This window comes from Salipiger thiooxidans (genome assembly GCF_900102075.1).
In the GTDB taxonomy this organism is placed as follows: Bacteria; Pseudomonadota; Alphaproteobacteria; order Rhodobacterales; family Rhodobacteraceae; genus Salipiger; species Salipiger thiooxidans.
Window position 1 is genome coordinate 121354 of the sequence record NZ_FNAV01000014.1, and the last position, 19470, is coordinate 140823.

Sequence of the window (19470 nt, forward strand, 5' to 3'; positions counted from 1 at the left end):
CTCAGCGCGCCCCGAAGAAGTCCAGCGCCCCGGCGAGCGCCTTGTGGGCGATGGCGCCGTCCTGCAGCGAGCGGCCCGCCTTCAGCACTTCATTGGCCTCGTGCAGCGAGGCAATGCCCGCCTGCGGCCCGCCGGGATGGGCGAGGATGCCGCCGCCGCACATGAACATCAGGTCATGCGACTGCGCCGCCTGCAGCGTCTCCGGCAGGGTCCCGGCCCATTGCCCTGACGAGAAGGCGGGCATCACCGCATCGGCGGGCCCGCCCTTGCAGAGCGGCTGCAGGCAGGCGCGGGCGGCCTCGGTGACCTCGTCTGCGGTGTCGACGAACTTGCCGCCGATGCCGTGTACGTGCATGTGGTCGATCCCCGCGAGGCGGTAGAGCGCGTGGTAGGCTTGGAAGCCCATGCCCAGAAGCGGATGGCGGCTCATGGCGCCAAAGCCGTTGCGGTGGGCGTGGATCGCCAGATCGGTGTGGGCGCGCAGCGTCTGCATCCCCGAGAGGCCGCACCAGTTGAGGCTTGCCATGACGCAGGAGCCGCCCTCGTCCCGGACGAGATCGGCGTGGCGGCGCATGGCGTCGGTCTCGTCGGTGATGTTGAAGGCCATCATCACCCGGCGCCCGGTGCGGTCCTCCCAGTTGCGGATCACCTCCATAACGGCGGGCACGCGCTCGGACAGGGGCGCAATGTCGGGATTGGCGCAGACCTCGTCATCCTTGATGAAGTCGACGCCCGCGGCGCAGAGCTGGTCGACCAGCGATGCGATCTCGACCGGGCGCATGCCGACGTTGGGCTTGATGATGGTGCCGAAGATCGGTCGGTCCGCGACGCCGAGGATCCTGCGCGTCCCGGCGATGCCGTGGACCGGCAGCGGGTAGCGGGCGCGATAGCTCCCCGGGATATCGAGCGACACAAGCTTCAGCCCGGTGATCTCGCCGATGTCGTAGAGGTTTCCCGAGACCGTCGCTGCCAGCGTCGGCAGGTTGCGCCCGATGTTGCCGGTCGGGAAGGCGATGCGCACGCGGGCGCGGCGGAAGGGGCCGGGGGGCGCCTTGCGGGCGACGTAGGCCGAGTGCAACGTCGGTGCCGCCGCCTCCTCCAGCAGCTCGACCGAGAGCACCTCGGCGGCGGCGCGGGCGCGCAGCTCGTCGGTCTCGCCCGCGACGCGGACGAAGGTACCCGAGGATTGCTCGCCCGCCATCATCGCTGCCACGTCTTCGGGCGGGTAGGGGGTCTCGAGCAGGTATTCAGCGACGATCCGTTCCATCGCCGGCCTCAGAGCTTCGACAGGTCCGGGAAGGGCCGCACCGGGTCGGAGCCGTCCCAGCCCTCGGAGGCGTCGCGGATCATGTCGAACATGGTGCCCTTGGGGCCCAGCACCTCGGAGAGCTCGATGCAGGTGCCCGGGTGATGCTCTTCGGCGAAATAGGCGAAGCGGCCGTTCTGGCCGACGCAGCCCGACATCTTCACGGTGAAGCCGCGGTCCAGCATCATCTGCAGGTCGGCGTCGTAGTCCCTGGTCCAGAACGCCATGTGCTGCAGGCCGCGCAGGCCCTTCTGCATGTAGTCGCGGTACATCGACGGCACGTCGTTGCGGCACTGGATCAGCTCGACCTGCATCGGGCCGGAGTTCGCCAGTGCCACCGAGTTGTGCGGCTGGTAGCTTTCGCCGTCGAAGCGGTAATCCTCGATCGGAACCTGCGGATTGTAGAACCACGGGCCCACGCCCATGGTCTCGGACCAGTATTTCATGCCCGCCTCGATGTCGTCGACGACGTAGCCGAGCTGGCGGATTGGGCCAAGAAAGGTGCTCATGGGGAACCTCAGTTCATCAGGTTTTCGGGGAGCCAGGTGGACAGCGCAGGTACGGCGGAGACCACCAGCAGGGACAGGAGCAGCGGGATGAAGAAGGGCATCACCCCGGCGATCACCTTGGAGATGGGCATCTTGGTGATGATGGTGATCATGTAGAGGCTCATGCCGACGGGCGGGGTCAGCAGGCCGATCATCAGGTTCAGCACGAAGACGATGCCCAGCTGCAGCGGATCCACCCCGGCGGCGGTCAGCGCCGGCGCCACGATGGGCGCGATGATCAGGATGGCGGCGATGCTCTCGAGCACCATGCCGACGATCAGCAGCAGGACGTTGACCAGCAGGAGCAGCACCAGCGGGTTCTCGGAGAGGCCGAGCAGCAGCGCCGAAGCCTTCATCGGAACCTGGTCCAGGGTCAGAACCCAGGCGAAGAGCGCGGCGGTGGCGACCACGAAGAGGATGTTCGCCGTGGCCTCGACCGTGTCGCGCAGCGCCTCGAGGATCGCCCGGCCGTTGAGCGATCGGTAGATGAAGATGCCGATCAGCATGGCATAGGCCACGGTCACGCCCGCCACCTCGGTGGGCCCGAAGTAGCCGCTCATCAGCCCGCCGATCAGCAGCACCGGCGCCAAAAGCGCGGGGAACGAGATCGCGGCCTTTTTCGCCACGTCGCGGGGTCTGGCGCTGACGTCGTCGCGGGGCAGGCCCTTGACGCGGGCGACGATGGCGACCTGCGCCATCAGCAGCGCGGTCAGCAGAAGGGCCGGGACGATGCCCGCGAGCAGCAGCTTCACAGCCGAGACGTTGGCGACCGACGCGTAGATGATGATCGGGATCGAGGGCGGGAAGATCGGGCCGATGGTGGCGGCTGCCACGGTGAGCCCGGCCGCGAAATCCTCGCGGTAGCCCTGTGCCTTCATCTGATTGATCTGGATCGCCCCCAGCGCGCCGATGTCGGCCAGCGCCGCGCCGGAGACGCCCGAGAAGATCAGCGAGACGAAGACGCTCACCTGCGCCACGGCGCCCCGGATGCGGCCGAAGATCATCCGCACGAGGTCGAAGAGGTGGGTGGTCACGCCGGTCGCGTTGAGCAGCGAGGCGGCGAAGATGAACAGCGGCACCGCCAGCAGCGGCGAGCTGTCCAGCGCGTTCAGGCTGCGCTGCGCCAGCACCGAGACCGGCAGGCCCTGGGTGACGATCACCACGGCGGAGGACAGGCCGAGGCACACGGCGATCGGTGCGCCGAGGGCCAGCAGCACGGCGAAAATGCTCAGAAGGAGAAGGCTCATATGGGTAGTCCGGTCTCGTCCCGGTTGTCATGATAGGCGGCGCCGGGCAGCCGTCCGCGCAGGGCCGAGACGACCCGGGTGAGGGCTACGGCGGCAAGGAAGAGGCTGCCGGTGAGCGCGAGGCTGTAGTAGACCCAGTTCGGCACCTGCATCGCGGGCGTCAGGAACTTGCCGGCGCGGGGCAGGAACTCGGCGAAGCTCCAGAGCATCAGCACGGCGAAGGCGAGCGTGGCGAGGTCGGCGATCAGCGTCATCGCCTTGCGGACGCCCTTGGGCGACATGTCGGGCAGCATCGTCACGGCGACCAGCACCTGGCGCCCGGCGAGGCAGGGCACCGACAGGAACACCAGCCCGATGCACGAGAACCGCGCCAGCTCGTCCGCCCAGGGCAGCCCGAGGTCGAGGAAGTTGCGCGCCGCCACCTGCAGCACCACGAGGAGGGCCATCAGCGCGAGCAACGCCATGCCAAGCCAGATGCCGCACTGGACGAGCCGCGCGAGTGACGCGCGGCCCGGAGTTTCCCGTGCCATCAGGCGACCGCGTCGATCTTGGCGTAGAGTTCGCCGTATTCGCTGCCGAAACGCTCGTCGACCAGCTTGCTGACCGAGGCGCGGAAGGCGTCGAGCTGCAGGCCCTCGGCCTCGCCGACCACCGTCATGCCGAGATCGCGCAGCTTCTGGGTCTCGGTCTCCTCGTTGTCGAGGATCGCCCTGGTGGCCTTTTCCCGGGTCATCCGGGCGGCCTCGCGCACGGCGTCCTTCTGGCTGTCGCTCATGTCCTGCCAGACGTCCTCGTTCATCACGACGACCTCGGCGTTGGACATGTGACCGGTCAGCATGAGATGCGACTGCACCTCGTAGAGCTTGACGTTGAGCACCACATTGACAGGGTTCTCCTGCCCCTGCACGACGCCGGTGGCGAGCGCGGTTGGCACCTCGGACCAGTCGACCGGCACGGCCACGGCGCCCATGCCCTCGACCGCGGTGGTGTAGATCGGGAAGGGCACGGCGCGGATCTTCACGCCCGCCAGATCCTCGGGCGACATCACCGCTTTGTTGCAGGTCAGGTTGCGGCGGCCGAAGTAGTGGGCGTAGATCACCCGCACGTTGGCGGCGGCGATCAGGCCTTCGTTCAGCTCCTGCATCACCGGGCTTTCAACGTCGGTCACCTTCATCAGGTGGTCCACGTCACGGTAGAGGTAGGGCGTGTCGAGCGCCGCGAAGGGCTGGTAGAGCGAGCCGAGCGCGCCGGCGGTGTTGTGCGAGAAGGCGATGGTGCCGAGCGACACCGCCTCGGCCAGTTCCTGCAGCTTGCCGAGCTGGCTGTTGGGGAAGACCTGCACCGTGACGTCGCCGCCCGAGGTCTGACCAAGCGCCTCGGCGAACCAGTCCGCCTGCGCGCCGGCGACCGAGGCCACCTCGTTGTTGTGGCCGTAGCGCAGCGTCGTCGCGGCCAAGGCCGGGCGCGCGATGAAGGGCGCCGCGAGGGCGCCTGCGCCGGTCAGCAGCAGGCTGCGGCGGGTCAGTCCGGGGGCGTTGTGCATCTGATCTCCTCCCAAAGAAATTTTGACGCATTCTGAGGTCTCATCCGGAGATATTCCGGCGTTACCTCTAATTTTCAGTATGTATTGACGAAGTCTAAGATTCCGGAGCAGCATAGGTCAAAGCAAAGTTAATGATGGGTTTTGAGGTGTCATGAGGGACAAGTCAGAAACTGCCCCGGCAAGCGCTCGGCCGCTTCTGACCGACATCGCCGAACGGGCGGGGGTGTCGCTCGCGACGGTCGACCGGGTGGTGAACCGCCGCAAGGGCGTCAAGGAGCGCACCCGTCAGCGGGTGCTCGAGATCGCCCGCGAGCTGGGCTATCTCACCGAAACGCAGGGCGGATTCTACGAAGCCGAACGGCCGCGCAACATCGTCGTGCTGCTGCCCTCGGGCTCGAATCCCTACCTGCGGCTGCTGGGCGATCAGCTGCGCGAGCGGGTCGAACGCTCGGCCCCGGACGATCCCTTCCTGCGCTGTTATTTCATCGAGAGCTTCAACGCACAGGCCCTCGCCGAGGCGCTCCGGCGCAACGCCGGCTGGGCCGATGGAATCGCCTTCTTCGCCATCGAGCACCCGCTCGTGCGCGAGGCTGCGGTCGAGGTGCTCGCCGCCGGCACGCGGCTGGTGACCATCGTCTCGGACCTCGGCAGCCTGCCCGAGATCCCGCATGTGGGGCTCGACAACCGCGCCGTGGGGCGCACCGCCGGGCTGCTGATCGGGCGGCTCGCGAAACAGCCGAGCGGCTCGGTGGCGCTGGTGGCGGGCTCGCGACACTACCGGGCCCATTCCGAGCGCGAGGCGGGGTTTCTCAGCATTCTCGAGGAGTTGTTCCCGCATCTTCGCGTCGTTGGCATGCGCGAGGGCCACGACGACGCGGGCGAGAACTATCGCCACACGCTGGGGCTGTTCGACCAGGCGCCGGACCTCGTGGGAATCTACAACGTTGGCGGGTCGTCGGGGGGGATCACCCGGGCCATGCGCGAGCGCGACCGGTTGGAGGTGGTGTTCATCGGCCACGGGCTCACGCCCGACACGCGACGGGCAGTGGTCGAAGGAGCGATGGACGTGATCTTTGACCAGGACCCCGACGCGCTGGTCGACCGGGCGCTGCGTTGTCTGTCGGAGCAGGCACCTGTCGCGCGCCCTCTCAAGTTCGACATCTACTTCCGCGAGAACCTGCCCTGAGCCCCCGCGTGCCGTGCCCGCTGGCGTGGCATTCCGCGGCAAACGCCGGAATATCTGCGAATTCCCGCAGATTGGGCATATACTTTCGCGACGACTCCCGCTAAAGGCAGTTTTTTCGTGTCGCGTACGGCGACCCACCACGGCTCACAGCCCGGCAGGCCCTCTGCCGACCTTCTCCATGGACTCTCTCACTATGATCACTCCCCTGTCCGATGCGCTTTCCGAGCGCGGATACGACACCCTTACCCCCGTCCAGGAGGCCGTGATCGCACCCGAACTCGCGGGACTGGATCTGCTGGTTTCGGCCCAGACCGGGTCGGGCAAGACCGTGGGCTTCGGCCTCGCCATCGCGCCGACGCTGCTGGGCGACGAGACCCGCTTCGGTCCCGCCGCCGCGCCGCTGGCGCTGGTGGTCGCACCGACCCGCGAGCTTGCGTTCCAGGTGATGCGCGAGCTGACCTGGCTCTTCGCCCGCACCGGCGCCGTGGTTGCCTCCTGCGTGGGGGGCATGGACGTGCGGCAGGAGCGGCGCGCGCTCGAGCGCGGTGCGCATATCGTCGTGGGCACCCCGGGCCGTCTGCGCGACCACATCGAGCGAGAGTCGCTTGACCTGAGCGCGATCCGCGCCGTGGTCCTGGACGAGGCCGACGAGATGCTCGACCTCGGCTTCCGCGAGGATCTCGAGTTCATGCTGGGCGAGGCGCCCGAAGACCGCCGCACGCTGCTGTTCTCGGCCACCGTGCCGCCGATGATCGCGACGCTGGCGAAGAGCTACCAGCGCGACGCGCGCCGGGTGAACACCGTCGACAGCGCCAGCCAGCACGCCGACATCTCCTACCAGGCGATCCGCGTGGCACAGTCGGACGTCGAGCACGCGATCTTCAACCTGCTGCGCTTCCACGACGACGAAAGCGCCATCGTCTTCGCCAACACCCGCGCCGCGGTGAGCCGCCTGACCGCCCGCCTCGCGAACCGTGGGCTGGCAACGGTGAGCCTCTCGGGCGAGCTGAGCCAGACCGAGCGCAGCCACGCGCTGCAGGCGATGCGCGATGGCCGGGCCCGGGTCTGCGTCGCCACCGACGTGGCAGCGCGCGGCATCGACCTGCCGAACCTGAACCTCGTGATTCACGCGGACCTGCCGACCAACACCGAGACCCTGCTGCACCGCTCGGGCCGTACCGGCCGCGCCGGGCGCAAGGGCATCTCGGCGCTGATCGTGCCGTCGAAGGTGGCGAAGAAAGCCGAGCGCCTGCTGAAATGGGCGAAGATCTCGGCGGAATGGACCGTGGCGCCTTCGGTCGACGACATCCAGCGCAAGGACGAGGAGCGGCTGCTGGCCGATCCCGTTTGGTCCGAGCCGCTGACCGAGGAGCAGGGCGCCTTCGCCGAGAAGCTGCTGGCGCTGCACCAGCCCGAGGTCATCGCGGCCGCCTACCTGCGGCTTTACCAGGCCCGCCACGCCGCGGCCGAAGAACTGCTGCCGCCGGACACGAAGCCCGCCGCGCGCGAGCCGCGCGATTTCGGCCCGAGCCGTTGGGTGACGCTCTCGGTCGGCCGCGACAACCGCGCCGAGGCGCGCTGGCTGCTGCCGCTGCTGTGCCGCGCGGGCAACCTCGACAAGGCGTCGATCGGTGCCATCCGGGTGCAGGATTCCGAAACCTTCGTCGAGCTCGCCGAGCCCAGCGTCGAGGGCTTCGTCGCCTCGCTGGGCGAGGGCGGTCTGCTCGAGGAAGGCATCTCGGCGCGTCTGGTCGAGGGCGTTCCCACCTTCAGCGCCGGCCGTCCGCCGAAAGGCGACAGCCGCGGGCCGCGCCCCGAGGGCCGTGACCCCCGCCGCGACGACCGTGGTCCGCGCAAGCCGCGCGAGGCTTCGGCCAGCGCCGCCCCGTCCGAGGAAATGGCTCCGCGCGTCGAGGGCCCGGTGAGCGACGACGCGCCCGAGCGCAAGCCGCGCCCGGCCCCGAAGGCCGATGCACCGCGCCGCGACGATCGCCCCGCCTACAAGCGCGACAGCGCCCCGGCGCGCGAGCGTTCCTCCGACGGTCCGCGCGACAAGGGCAAGTTCGGCAAGCCGAAATCCGACAAGCCGCGTGACGGCGGCTTCGGCAAGCCCAAGTCCGACAAGCCCTACGGCAAGGACAAGCCGCGCGAGGGTGGCTACGGCAAGGACAAGCCGCGCGAGGGTGGCTACGGCAAGGACAAGCCCCGGGATGGCGGCTTCGGCAAGCCGAAGTCCGACAAGGCGCGTGATGGCGGGTTCGGAAAGCCCAAGCGTGACGGCAAGCCCGGTGGCAAGACCGGCGACGGCGCACGCAAGCCCAAGGGCAAGTTCGGCGACAGCAAGCCCAAGGGCAAGTCCGCCGGTCCCGCGCCCGACGCCCGCGACGCCTCGCGCCGCTTCACCCCGCCGGGTGGCGCCAAGCCCGGCGCCCGCACCCCGCGCAAGCCGGGGGCCGGCGGCAACGAGCCGCCCCGCCGCGGCAAGCGCTGATCCTGCGCGCGCGACCTCGCCGGGCAGAGGCTTTCTCTGCCCGCGCAGCCCGGGACGTCTGGAACAGGACAGGCGCCCGGTGCTAGGGCTGGCGGGACGCTCCGCCATCCCAGCCGCCGAGGATCCGACGTGCTCATCCTGACCATCTGGCCGCTTTTCGCGCTGATCTGCCTCGGCTACGTGCTGGCCCGCGCTGGGTTCCCCGAGCCCGGCTTCTGGCCCGCCGCCGAGCGGATGAACTACTTCATCCTCTTCCCCGCGCTGCTGGTCGCGAGCCTCATGAAAGCGCCTGTGCGCGATCCCGCGATCCTGAAGCTCGGCGCGGCGGCCATCGCCACGGTCTGTATCGCGTCGCTCGTCATGCTGGTGGCCCGCCGGATCCGCGGCGTCCCCGCCTCGCGCTTCGGGCCGGCGCTGCAGGGGGTGGTGCGCTTCAATACCTATCTCGGGCTTGCCATCGTCACGAGCCTGTCCGGCCCCGAGGGCATTGGTCGGGCGGCGGTCTACCTCGCGGTGACCGTGCCGCTGGTGAACGTGCTGTCGATCATGGCGCTGACCGAGGCCAACGCGCTTCGCGATCCGCTGGGGCTCGGGCGGGCGATGCTGCGCAACCCGCTGATCCTCGCCTGCATCGTGGGCATCGTGCTGGCGCTCTCGGGCATCGGCCTGCCGTTCGGCGGGGGCACCTTCCTCGAGCTTCTGGCCCGCGGCAGCCTGCCGCTCGGCCTGCTCTGCGTCGGCGCGGCGCTGCGTCCGGTCGCCATGCGCAAGGACGTGGTGGCGCTGGTCGGCAACGGCGCGCTGCGGCTCCTGGCGATGCCGGTTCTGGCGGCGGGTGTGGCAGCGCTGTTCGGCCTCGGCGCGACCGAGGCGATGGTGCTGGTGGTGTTCTCGGCGATCCCGACGGCGCCCACCGCCTATGTGCTGACCCGCCAGCTTGGCGGCGACGGCACCTTCATGGCGGGGCTGGTGACGGCCCAGACCCTTGCCGCCGTTGCCACGATCCCGCTGATCCTGCTGTTGCTGGGCATCGGCTGAGCGCCGCACCGGCGTCCGCCCGGGCCAGATCGAAGTTCCCTTTATGTTCCTGCCGCGCTATCCTGCCCCCAAACCGGAGCGCAACACGGGGCAGGGCAGGACATGGCTGAGGCCGGGTATCTCGATACGTTGAACGACAACCAGCGCGCCGCCGTCGAATTCGGCGTCGGGGCCGAAGGGCTGCCGCCGCCGCTGCTGGTGATCGCGGGCGCGGGCTCGGGCAAGACCATGACGCTGGCGCATCGGGTGGCACACCTGCTGGTCAACGGCGCCGATCCGCAGCGCATCCTGCTGATGACCTTTTCGCGCCGCGCCGCGACCGAGCTTACCCGGCGGGTCGAGCGCATCACCGCCAAGGCCATGGGCAAGGGCGTGGTGGCCGAGGCGCTGAGCTGGGCCGGGACTTTCCACGCCATCGGCGCCCGCATCCTGCGCGAGCACGCGCTGTCCATCGGGCTGCATCCGGATTTCTCGATCCATGACCGCGAGGACAGCGCCGACCTGATGAACCTCTGCCGCAACGGGCTTGGCTTCTCGTCGACCGAGCGGCGCTTCCCGGCCAAGGGCACCTGCCTCGCGATCTACTCGCGGGCGGTGAACTCGGGCGACCCGCTGGACGAGGTGCTGCGCGACCACTTCCCGTGGTGCGCCGAGTGGGCGGAGGAGCTGAAGCAGCTCTTCGGCGCCTATGTCACCGCCAAGCAGGAGCAGAACGTGCTCGATTACGACGACCTGCTGCTGGCCTGGGCCGAGGTCATGTCGGACGAGGGCTTTGCCGCCCATATCGGCGGGGCGTGGGATCACGTTCTCATCGACGAGTACCAGGACACCAACCGGCTGCAGGCGCGGATCCTCATGGCGTTGAAGCCCGACGGGCGGGGGCTGACCGTGGTCGGCGACGACGCCCAGTCGATCTATGCCTTCCGCGCCGCCACCGTGCGCAACATCCTCGACTTCCCCGACGCCTTCAGCCCGCGCGCCGATGTCATCACGCTCGACCGCAACTACCGTTCGACGCAGCCGATACTGGAGGCGGCGAACGCGGTGATCGGGCTGGCGCGCGAGCGCTACACCAAGAACCTCTGGACCACCCGCGCCTCGGACGCGCGCCCGCGCATCGTCACTGTCGCCACCGAGGCCGACCAGGCGCGCCACTTCGTCGACCGTATCCTCGAGGACCGCGAGACCGGCACCCGGCTCAAGGACCAGGCGGTGCTGTTCCGCACGTCGAGCCATTCCGTGCAGCTCGAGGCCGAGCTGACCCGGCGCAACGTGCCTTACGTCAAGTTCGGCGGGCTGAAGTTTCTCGACAGTGCCCATGTGAAGGACCTGCTGGCGGTGCTTCGGTTGGCGCGCAATCCGCGCGACCGGGTGGCGGGGTTCCGGGTGCTGCAGCTGATGCCGGGGATCGGGCCCAAGGCGGCGGGGCGTATCCTCGATGCGCTCGACCTTGCCGCCGATCCGCTCACCGTTCTGCGCGAGATCCCGCCCCCGGCGCGCGCCGCCGCCGACTGGCCCGCCTTCGTCGAGGCCATGGCCGCGCGGGCCGACTGGCCGGCGGGGCTGGGGCTGGCGCGGGCGTGGTACGAGCCGCATCTCGACCGCCTCCACGAGGACGCCGAGACCCGCCACGCCGACCTCATGCAGCTCGAGCAGATCGCCGCGGGCTTCCCCTCGGCCGAGGCCTTCCTGACCGAGCTCACCCTCGATCCGCCCGACGCCACCAGCGACCGGGCCGGCAAGCCGCTGCAGGACGAGGACTACCTGATCCTCTCGACCATCCATTCCGCCAAGGGACAGGAGTGGCGGTCGGTCTATCTGCTGAACGCGGTCGACGGCTGCATCCCCTCGGATCTGGGCACCGGCTCGAGCCACGAGCTCGAGGAGGAGCGGCGGCTGCTCTACGTCGCGATGACCCGCGCGAAGGATCACCTGACGCTGGGCCTGCCGCTGCGCTTCTACGTCAGCCAGCAGGGGCGCAACGGCGACCGGCACGTCTATGCCACGCGGACCCGTTTCATTCCCAAGGCGATGCTGGGCAGATTCGAGCAGGTCACGTGGTCGCCGCTGCCGCGGCCCGGCGCCACCGGGCCGGCGCCGCAGCGCATCGATGTCTCGGCGCGCATGCGGCAGATGTGGGGCTGAGCCAGAGAGCGGCGCGGGTCAGGCGGGCTCGGTTGCCGGGGTCGCGGCGCGCCATGGCAGGTCCATCGCGCAATGCATGCCCTCGGACGTGAGCTCGCGCGTGAGCCGGCCTTCGTGCTGCCGCTCGACCATCAGGTGCAGGAGGTTGGTGCCGAAACCCTCTTTTGCCGTCTCGGGCGCCGGGGGCGGGGTGTCGCAGGCCTCGCGCCAGTCGATGGCGAGACGATCCTCGGGCGTCAGGCCCCAGCTGACTTCGAGCCCGCCGCCGGTCTGGCGCAGCGCGCCGAACTTGGCGGCGTTGGAGGTGAGCTCGTGGAACACCATGCCCAGCGACTGGCACTCGTCCGGGGTCAGCACCACATGCGGCCCATCGAGCCCGATGCGGATCGCGGAATTGCCGCGATAGGGCGCGAGCTCCTGTTCGAGGATCTGGCGCAGTGCCACCGGCTCCCACCGCTGGTTGGCGAGCAGCGCGTGGTTCTTGGCCAGCGCCGAGAGCCGGTCGATGAGCTTGGCGCGCATGGTCTCGGGCTCCTCGGCCCGCGCCAGCCGGATCATCGCCTGGGCCACCGACAGCAGGTTGCGGGCGCGGTGGTTGATCTCGCGCGACATCAGGCGCTCGCGCGCGATGGCACGGGTGCGCTCCATCAGCGTCATCATCCGCGACAGCACGGCCTCGACCGTCTCGACCTCGAGATCTGTCCAGTGTCGCGCGGCGAAGGAATGGGCGAAGAGGATCGCCTCGGTCCGGCCCTCGGTCACCCACGGCACCGCCAGCGCCGAGGCGCAGCCGATCTGGTCGAGCACCTTGCGCTCGACCTCTTCGCGACCGGGGGTGCTGCCGTCGATGCGGACCACCCGACCCAGCAGCAACTCGGCCCAGGCGCTGTTGTCTATGGGGACCTGCCCGCGCGCCGCCGGGACCGGCTCGACGCCTTCGGCGCACCATTGCTCGACGACCGGCAGGGCGTGGTCAGGGTCGGAATGGCGCTGTTCGCGCAGGCCGACGCGGTCGACCTCGAGATGCCTGCCCAGCATCTCGAGCGAGCGCCCGCGCACCGCGTCGACGTCGCCCATGGTGCGGTAGACGTCGCTGAGCTCGAGCAGGAAGCGGGTGTGGGTCTGTTGCATGACCTGCCGCGTGGTCTCGTTACCCGAATTGAACACGCCGCGGATGGAGCCGTCGTCATCGCGGATCGGCGTGAAGTTGTAGGTCCAGTAGGTCTCTTCCTCGACCCCGTAGCGCCGCATCGGCAGCATCTGGTCGCGGAAATAGACGCCCTCGCCGCTGCTGATCGCCCGGGTGAACTGCGGCTCGATCACATGCCAGATGTCGGACCAGACCTCTTCCGCAGGCTCGCCGAGACAGCCGGGATGGCGTGGACCGGGAATGAGCGACCAGCTGTCATTGTAGAGCAGCCGCAGCTCGGGGCCCCAGTAGATGCAGGTCGGAAAGGCCGAGTTCAGCGCGATCCCCAGCGCCGAGCGCAGGGCCGCGGACCATGTGTCCGGCGGGCCGAGCGGATGGGTGCTCCAGTCGAAATCCCGGATGCGCTTTGCCATCGCGCTATGGCCGGACAGGAAGGAGAGCTTGTCGAAATCTGGTGACTGGCGGCGTAGCAAAACGGCTCCTTGCAACTGAACCCTCCGGGGCCGCGTCGGCTTTCCGGCAGGGGTTCAGTGGAAGATAGGGCAGGAGTCGCGGTCTGCACAGACAAATCACCGCCGCGCGGGGACGTATCGTCGGGGTGTCACTGGGTCGAAGGGGGCGGGGCGGACCCGCCCCCTTCGGGAACAGTGGCGGCTGGCCTCAGCCCATGCGTTCGCTGGCGTATTCGCCGGGCGAGGCCGGGAAGACCACGGTCTTGTCGCGGTTCATGAACACCCGGCGGTGGATGTGCGCATGGATGGCGCGCGCCAGCACCTGGCTTTCCACGTCGCGGCCCAGCGACACGTAGTCCGACGGGCTCTGGGCGTGGGTCACGCGCACGGTGTCCTGCTCGATGATCGGGCCCTCGTCGAGGTCCGCGGTCACGTAATGCGAGGTCGCCCCGATCAGCTTCACGCCACGCTCGAACGCCTGCTTGTAGGGGTTTGCCCCCTTGAAGGACGGCAGGAACGAGTGATGGATGTTGATGATCCGGCCCGACATCTCCTGGCACATCTCGTCCGACAGGATCTGCATGTAGCGCGCCAGCACGATGAGATCGGCGCCGCTCTCGCGGACGATGCGCATCTGCTCCGCCTCGGCCTCGGGCTTGTTCTGCTTCGTCACCTTGATGCAGTGGAAGGGGAGGTCATGGTTCACCACGACCTTTTGGTAATCCATGTGGTTCGAGATCACCGCCACGATGTCGATCGGCAGCGCGCCGATGCGCCAGCGATAGAGCAGGTCGTTCAGGCAGTGGCCGAAGCGGGACACCATGATCACGACCTTCATCTTCTCGGACGGGTCGTGGAAGGCGTAGTCCATTTCGAAGGAGGACGCGGTCTCGGCGAAGCCCTCGGTCAGTGCCGCGCGGGTGACGCCGCTCTCGGATTCGAAGCTCAGCCGCATGAAGAAGCGGTCGTTCGCGATGTCGGAGAACTGCGAGCTGTCGTGGATGTTGCAGCCCTGCTCGGCCAGGAAGATCGAAATCGCCGCAACGATACCGGGACGTACCGGGCAGGACGCGGTCAGGATGATCTGGGGCATGGCCCGTCCTTTGCGGTCAGAGGGACTCGGCGGCCAGTTCGCGGCTGCCGGTCTCGAGAAGGTGGAGGAGGTGCGGTGCGAAGCTGTGCCACAGGTCCATGCGGAACCGGTCGGCGGCGTCGCGCCACAGGATGACGGTGACGCCGTCGAAGACGGTGCGGCGGCCCGAGCCCGGGAGGATGGTCTCGATGTCGCGGGGGCAGCCCATGGTGAGCAGCTCCGAGGCGCGCGGTCCCTCGATCACGAAGGAGGTCTCGCGGCCCGACACGTCGACGAGGCTGTGCGGGTGGCTGCCGTAGAGCGGTGCCAGCGCCGCCTCGAGGCCGGCGACGGCCTCGACCGGGCAGTGCAGCATCCACTCGTCGGGGCCGAGCCGGATCGACTCGGTCTCGCCGGCGGTGGCGCGGGCGCCGATGGGGCCGCCGAGCGACAGGCCGAGCACCGCCTCGAAGGGAGCCAGATCGCCGCGGGCCCGCAGCGACAGCCGGCCGCAGGGTGCCGACTGCGAGACGCGTGCGGCGCTGGTCTCGACCAGCGGGCCGGACGCGAAGGAGGAAATGGGTGCGTTCATTCTAGTCTCCTCAGATCTTCAGGCGTGCGTTTTCGGGATCGAAGAACACCGTTCCGGTGATCTTCGCGGCGATGGTTCGATCGGGCATCGGGATGTGGACGATCTCGCCCAGGCGATCGTGGCCGCCCTCGACCAGGGCCAGCGCGATCGGGCGGCCGGTGGTGCCCACGTCGTAGGACGAGGTGACGTGTCCGACCATCTTCATCGGGATCGGCTGCTTGGGATCGAAGACGATCTGCGCGCCTTCTTCCAGCTTCGAGCCGTCCTCGGACAGCAGGCCCACGAGCTGCTTGCGGCCCTTGGCGACGAGGTCGGGCCGTGCGAGGCCGCGCTTGCCGACGAAATCGGGCTTCGCCTTGCCCACGGCCCAGCCCATGCCCGCGTCAAAGGGCGTGACGGTGCCGTCGGTGTCCTGGCCGACGATGATGTAGCCCTTCTCGGCGCGGAGCACGTGCATGGTCTCGGTGCCGTAGGGCGTGATGCCGTACTGCTGACCGGCGTCCCAGAGCGTTTCCCAGAGCTGGCGTCCCATGGGGGCGGGGACGTTGACCTCGAAGCCGATCTCGCCGGTGAAGCTGACGCGGAACAGGCGTGCCGGCATGCCGGCGACGGTGCATTCCACGCAGGACATGTGCGGGAAGGCCTCTTCGGTCAGCTCCACACCCTCGACGAGCGGGGCGAGCAGCTTGGCGGCGTTGGGGCCGTTCAAAGCAACGGTCGCCCATTGCTCGGTGGTCGAGGTCAGCCAAACGTTGAGGTCGGGCCATTCGGTCTGGAGGTAGTCCTCCATCATGTTCAGCACGCGCGCCGCGCCACCGGTGGTGGTGGTGACGTGGAACCTGTCCTGACCCATGCGGCCGATCACGCCGTCGTCGCGGATGAAGCCGTCATCGCCGCAGAGCAGGCCGTAGCGGCAGCGGCCGACGCCCAGCTTGGTCCAGGGGTTGGTATACATGCGGTTCATGAACTCGACCGCGTCGGGGCCCACCACCTCGATCTTGCCGAGGGTGGAGGCGTCGAAGATGCCGAGGCTCTCGCGGGTTGCGGCGCATTCGCGACGCACCGCGTCGTCCATGCTCTCGCCCGCCTTCGGGAAGTACCACGCCCGGCGCCACTGGCCGACCGGCTCGAAGGCCGCGCCATGCTGTGCCGCCCACTCGTCGATGCGGGTCTTGCGGGTCACCTCGAAGTGGCTGCCGCGGTGATAGCCCGCGAAGGCCCCGAAGGTGGTCGGCGTGTAGGGCGGCCGGAAGGTCGTGAGACCGACCTGCGGCTGCTTCTTTCCAAGCGCGTCGGACGCGATGTTCAGGCCGTTGATGTTGGACATCTTGCCCTGGTCGGTCGCCATGCCGTTGGTGGTGTAGCGCTTGACGTGCTCGATCGAGCGCATGCCCTCGCGAACGGCGAGACGCAGGTCCTTGGCGGTCACGTCGTTCTGGTAGTCGACGAAGGCCTTGGCCTTGCCCGGCGAGCGGTCGGTCGGCAGCTCCTTCATCGAGACGCCGGTGCCGGTGCGGTCGTCGGCGACCGCGTAGGCCACCGAGGCGCCGGACTTTCCAAGCGCCGCCACGACCTCGCGGCCCTTCTCGGCGCCGTCCCTGAGTGCCGCCTCGACGCCCCAGAGACCGCGGCTCGCGCCGGCGATCACGCAATCCTCGGGGGTCTTCTCCGGGAGGAAGGTGGTCAGGTCGTCGTTCCAGGCCAGCGAGCCCTTGGTGTGCGAGAAGAGGTGCAGCGAGGGGGTCCAGCCGCCCGACATCAGCACGGCGTCGCAGTCGATCTCGGTGCCCGAGCCGACCTGGCCGCCGCGGACCGGGTTCACGCGGATCTTGGAGACGCGCAGCCGGCCGCTGGTGGCGGTGGCGGTGTGCGAGAGCTTGACCGGAATGCCGCGAGCGCGGGCTTCGGTCAGCAGCGCCTCGTGCACGCCCTCGCGGATGTCCACGATGGCCTGAACCTTGGCGCCCGCATCGGCGAGATCGAAGGCCGCATACCATGCGGAGTCGTGCGAGGTGACGACCACGGGACGGGTGCCCACGAGCACGCCGTAGCGGTTGAGGTAGGTCTGGGCCGAGCCCGCGAGCATCACGCCCGGACGGTCGTTGCCGTGGAACACCAGCGGCTTCTCGAGCGCGCCCTGCGCCAGCACGACCTGGCCTGCGCGCACCCGCCACAGCCGCTCGCGCGGGGTGTCGGCGGGAAGCGTGGCGAGGTGGTCGGTCAGCTTTTCGCACAGGCCCACCATGTTCTGGTGGTAGTATGCGATGGCGGTGGTGCGGGTCATGATCTTCACACCCAGCGCCTTGAGCGCCTCGACCTCGGCCGCGAGCCAGTCCCATGCGGGTTTGCCGTCGATCTTCACCTGCGGTTCGGACAGCAGTGTGCCGCCCGCCTCGGGGCTCTCGTCGACCAGCACGACCTTCAGCCCCTCGACGGCGGCTGCGCGGGCCGCGGCGAGGCCGGACGGGCCAGCCCCCACGATCAGCACGTCGCAGTGCATGTTGCGCGAGGCGTAGTGGTCGGGGTCTTCCTCGGTCGGCGAGACGCCGAGGCCAGCCGCGCCGCGGATGAACGGCTCGTAGACCTTGTCCCAGAAGCTGCGCGGCCACATGAAGGTCTTGTAGTAGAACCCGGCCGAAAACAGCATGTAGGCAGCGTCGTTGACCGCGCCCACGTCGAACTTGAGGCTCGGGTACTTGTTCTGCGAATTGGTCTGGAGCCCGTCCCAGATCTCCTGCACGGTGGCGCGGGTGTTGGGCTCGAACCGGCCGGCGCCGCGGCGGGTGCCGATCAGCGCGTTGGGTTCTTCAGAGCCAGCGGCGACGGGGCCGCGCGGACGGTGATACTTGAACGAGCGGCCCATCAGGTGGACACCGTTGGCCAGCAGCGCCGAGGCGACCGTGTCGCCCTGCGCGCCGGTGAAGGTCTTGCCGTCGAAGGTGAAGCTCACGGGGCGCGAAGTGTCGACGCGGCCCCGGCCGGATACGCGATACTGGCTCATTTCAGGCGCTCGGTCAGGCTGGCGAGGTCGGGACGCGGTGCGCCGGCCTCGTAGGTGGTCAGGAACTTGTCGGAAACGGTGTCACGCACGGCGTTGAAGAAACGTCCGCAGCCGTGGAGGTGGCGCCAGCGTTCGTAATGCGGGCCCTTCACGTTGTCGCGGAGGAAAAGGAACGCTTCCCAGTCGGCGTCGGAAACTTCGGACGGGTTCACCGGGCGCGCGATGTGGGCCTCGCCGGCATAGGCGAATTCGACCTCGGGCAGCGTCTCGTTGCAGTAGGGGCAATGAATCAGGAGCATGGTCGGGATCCTCAGTGCGCGACGGCGGCGGCGGCGGCTTCGTCGATGAGCCGGCCGGTGCGGAAGCGTTCGAGCGTGAACGGCGCGTTGATCGGGTGCGGCTCGTCCTTGGCGATGGTCCAGGCGAAGACGTGGGCCGAGCCCGGGGTCGCCTTGAAGCCGCCGGTGCCCCAGCCGCAGTTGACGTAGAGGTTCGGCACCGGGGTCTTGCCGATGATCGGCGAGCGGTCCGGGGTGTTGTCGGTGATCCCGCCCCATTTCCGCAGCATCCGCATGCGGTTGAAGATCGGGAACACCTCGGAGATCGCCGCGATGGTGTGCTCGATCAGCGGCAGGCCGCCGCGCTGGGAATAGGATACGTACTGGTCGGTGCCGGAGCCGATCACCAGCTCGCCCTTGTCGGACTGCGAGCAATAGGCGTGCACGGCGTTGGACATGACCACGCAGGGGAAGACCGGCTTGATCGGCTCGGAGACCAGCGCCTGCAGCGGCATGGATTCGAGCGGCAGGCGGACGCCCGCGGTCGCCATGACCACGCTGTTGTGGCCCGAGGCCGAGACCGCGACCTTCTTGGCCTTGATGAAGCCCTTGTCGGTGTCGACGCCGATCACAGAGCCGTTCGGGCCGCGACGGATCGCGGTGACGGCGCAGTTCTGGATGATGTCGACGCCGCGCGCCGCGGCCCCGCGGGCATAGCCCCAGGCGACCGCGTCGTGGCGGGCGGTGCCGGCGCGTTCCTGCAGCGCACCGCCCATGACGGGGTAGCGCGAGGTCTTGGAGATGTTGATTGGAGGGCAGTATTCCTTGCACTCCTCCGGCGTGAGCCAGCGGTTGTCGACGCCGTTGAGCCGGTTGGAGTGGACGTGACGCTTGAAGCTCTGCACGTCATGCACCGTATGCGCCAGCATGAGGCAGCCACGGTTCGAATACATGACGTTGTAGTTGAGCTCCTGGCTCAGGCCCTGCCACAGGTCGACCGAGTGGTCGAACAGCCGCGCGCTCTCGTCGTAGAGATAGTTCGAGCGGATGATCGTGGTGTTGCGGCCGGTGTTGCCGCCGCCCAGCCAGCCCTTGTCGATCACGGCGATATTGGTGATGCCGTGCTGCTTGGCGAGGTAGTAGGCAGCGCCCAGGCCATGGCCGCCGGCGCCGACGATGATCACGTCATACTCGGCTTTCGGCTGGCTGTCCGGCCACTGTTCGGTCCACTTCTTGTGACCGGTCAGGGCGTGTCTGAGAAGGTTGAAGGCGTTGAAACGCGTCATGGGCGTGCCCCCCGCTGGAGAAGTCTGACAGGCTTCGTAGCGGGCGGCGCGGCGGCATTATTGAATGTTCGCGACGCGGAACGCGGAGAATCGCGCCAAGGCCCGGCGCAGATCTTCTTTCCGGGCGATGGCGCG

15 protein-coding genes are annotated in these 19470 nt (G+C 68.7%); 4 read left to right on the top strand and 11 right to left on the bottom strand.

What is annotated here, in order from left to right:
• Position 1 precedes the first annotated feature (1 nt).
• From BLQ77_RS20220 to BLQ77_RS20240, 5 genes are read right to left on the bottom strand one after another with little or no spacing between them, the layout of a single operon-like run.
• Entirely contained in the window at positions 2-1267 is a 1266-nt protein-coding gene (locus BLQ77_RS20220) for a ribulose-bisphosphate carboxylase large subunit family protein (RefSeq protein WP_089962528.1), read from the bottom strand.
• A gap of 8 nt (positions 1268-1275) precedes the next feature.
• The gene (locus tag BLQ77_RS20225) at positions 1276-1815 is read right to left on the bottom strand and encodes a VOC family protein (RefSeq protein ID WP_089962531.1); all 540 of its coding nucleotides are present in this window, start codon (positions 1813-1815) and stop codon (positions 1276-1278) included.
• 8 nt (positions 1816-1823) lie between these two features.
• A complete protein-coding gene (locus BLQ77_RS20230) occupies positions 1824-3101 on the bottom strand; it encodes a TRAP transporter large permease (RefSeq protein ID WP_089962534.1) in 1278 nt (425 codons plus the stop codon).
• On the bottom strand, positions 3098-3631 hold the full coding sequence (locus BLQ77_RS20235; RefSeq protein ID WP_089962536.1) for a TRAP transporter small permease: 534 nt from the start codon (positions 3629-3631) through the stop codon (positions 3098-3100). The genes BLQ77_RS20230 and BLQ77_RS20235 overlap by 4 nt, the downstream gene beginning before the upstream one ends.
• Positions 3631-4644, bottom strand: coding sequence for a TRAP transporter substrate-binding protein (locus BLQ77_RS20240; RefSeq protein WP_089962538.1), 1014 nt, complete (start codon positions 4642-4644; stop codon positions 3631-3633). The genes BLQ77_RS20235 and BLQ77_RS20240 overlap by 1 nt, the downstream gene beginning before the upstream one ends.
• A gap of 151 nt (positions 4645-4795) precedes the next feature.
• Between BLQ77_RS20240 and BLQ77_RS20245 the strand changes: the two genes are divergently transcribed.
• From BLQ77_RS20245 to BLQ77_RS20260, 4 genes are all read left to right on the top strand, one after another.
• Positions 4796-5830: a LacI family DNA-binding transcriptional regulator gene (locus tag BLQ77_RS20245; RefSeq protein WP_089962540.1), complete on the top strand. Its 1035-nt coding sequence runs from the start codon at positions 4796-4798 to the stop codon at positions 5828-5830.
• Between the two features lie 193 nt (positions 5831-6023).
• A complete protein-coding gene (locus BLQ77_RS20250) occupies positions 6024-8321 on the top strand; it encodes a DEAD/DEAH box helicase (protein WP_089962542.1) in 2298 nt (765 codons plus the stop codon).
• A 129-nt stretch (positions 8322-8450) separates the two neighbouring features.
• On the top strand, positions 8451-9359 hold the full coding sequence (locus tag BLQ77_RS20255; RefSeq protein WP_089962544.1) for an AEC family transporter: 909 nt from the start codon (positions 8451-8453) through the stop codon (positions 9357-9359).
• Between the two features lie 102 nt (positions 9360-9461).
• Positions 9462-11504, top strand: coding sequence for an ATP-dependent helicase (locus tag BLQ77_RS20260; protein ID WP_089962547.1), 2043 nt, complete (start codon positions 9462-9464; stop codon positions 11502-11504).
• A gap of 18 nt (positions 11505-11522) precedes the next feature.
• On the opposite strand, the gene BLQ77_RS20265 is transcribed toward BLQ77_RS20260, so the two are convergent.
• The 6 genes from BLQ77_RS20265 to BLQ77_RS20290 all read right to left on the bottom strand — a co-directional run bounded on the left by BLQ77_RS20265 (position 11523) and on the right by BLQ77_RS20290 (position 19335).
• Entirely contained in the window at positions 11523-13127 is a 1605-nt protein-coding gene (locus BLQ77_RS20265) for an HWE histidine kinase domain-containing protein (RefSeq protein ID WP_089962551.1), read from the bottom strand.
• A gap of 187 nt (positions 13128-13314) precedes the next feature.
• Positions 13315-14199 (bottom strand): formyltetrahydrofolate deformylase, encoded by an 885-nt coding sequence (purU, locus tag BLQ77_RS20270; protein WP_089962553.1) that lies wholly within the window; start codon positions 14197-14199, stop codon positions 13315-13317.
• A gap of 16 nt (positions 14200-14215) precedes the next feature.
• Complete coding sequence (locus tag BLQ77_RS20275) at positions 14216-14770, bottom strand: sarcosine oxidase subunit gamma (RefSeq protein ID WP_089962556.1); 555 nt, start codon at positions 14768-14770, stop codon at positions 14216-14218.
• A 10-nt stretch (positions 14771-14780) separates the two neighbouring features.
• On the bottom strand, positions 14781-17771 hold the full coding sequence (locus BLQ77_RS20280; RefSeq protein WP_089962559.1) for a sarcosine oxidase subunit alpha: 2991 nt from the start codon (positions 17769-17771) through the stop codon (positions 14781-14783).
• On the bottom strand, positions 17768-18070 hold the full coding sequence (locus BLQ77_RS20285) for a sarcosine oxidase subunit delta (RefSeq protein ID WP_089962561.1): 303 nt from the start codon (positions 18068-18070) through the stop codon (positions 17768-17770). The genes BLQ77_RS20280 and BLQ77_RS20285 overlap by 4 nt, the downstream gene beginning before the upstream one ends.
• 11 nt (positions 18071-18081) lie before the next feature.
• The gene (locus BLQ77_RS20290; protein WP_089962563.1) at positions 18082-19335 is read right to left on the bottom strand and encodes a sarcosine oxidase subunit beta family protein; all 1254 of its coding nucleotides are present in this window, start codon (positions 19333-19335) and stop codon (positions 18082-18084) included.
• Between the last annotated feature and the right edge of the window lie 135 nt (positions 19336-19470).

Coding starts and splice junctions, on each gene's coding strand:
- BLQ77_RS20220 (WP_089962528.1), bottom strand. CDS start 1,267: ATGGAACGGATCGTCGCTGAATACCTGCTCGAGACCCCCTACCCGCCC.
- BLQ77_RS20225 (WP_089962531.1), bottom strand. CDS start 1,815: ATGAGCACCTTTCTTGGCCCAATCCGCCAGCTCGGCTACGTCGTCGAC.
- BLQ77_RS20230 (WP_089962534.1), bottom strand. CDS start 3,101: ATGAGCCTTCTCCTTCTGAGCATTTTCGCCGTGCTGCTGGCCCTCGGC.
- BLQ77_RS20235 (WP_089962536.1), bottom strand. CDS start 3,631: ATGGCACGGGAAACTCCGGGCCGCGCGTCACTCGCGCGGCTCGTCCAG.
- BLQ77_RS20240 (WP_089962538.1), bottom strand. CDS start 4,644: ATGCACAACGCCCCCGGACTGACCCGCCGCAGCCTGCTGCTGACCGGC.
- BLQ77_RS20245 (WP_089962540.1), top strand. CDS start 4,796: ATGAGGGACAAGTCAGAAACTGCCCCGGCAAGCGCTCGGCCGCTTCTG.
- BLQ77_RS20250 (WP_089962542.1), top strand. CDS start 6,024: ATGATCACTCCCCTGTCCGATGCGCTTTCCGAGCGCGGATACGACACC.
- BLQ77_RS20260 (WP_089962547.1), top strand. CDS start 9,462: ATGGCTGAGGCCGGGTATCTCGATACGTTGAACGACAACCAGCGCGCC.
- purU (WP_089962553.1), bottom strand. CDS start 14,199: ATGCCCCAGATCATCCTGACCGCGTCCTGCCCGGTACGTCCCGGTATC.
- BLQ77_RS20275 (WP_089962556.1), bottom strand. CDS start 14,770: ATGAACGCACCCATTTCCTCCTTCGCGTCCGGCCCGCTGGTCGAGACC.
- BLQ77_RS20280 (WP_089962559.1), bottom strand. CDS start 17,771: ATGAGCCAGTATCGCGTATCCGGCCGGGGCCGCGTCGACACTTCGCGC.
- BLQ77_RS20285 (WP_089962561.1), bottom strand. CDS start 18,070: ATGCTCCTGATTCATTGCCCCTACTGCAACGAGACGCTGCCCGAGGTC.
- BLQ77_RS20290 (WP_089962563.1), bottom strand. CDS start 19,335: ATGACGCGTTTCAACGCCTTCAACCTTCTCAGACACGCCCTGACCGGT.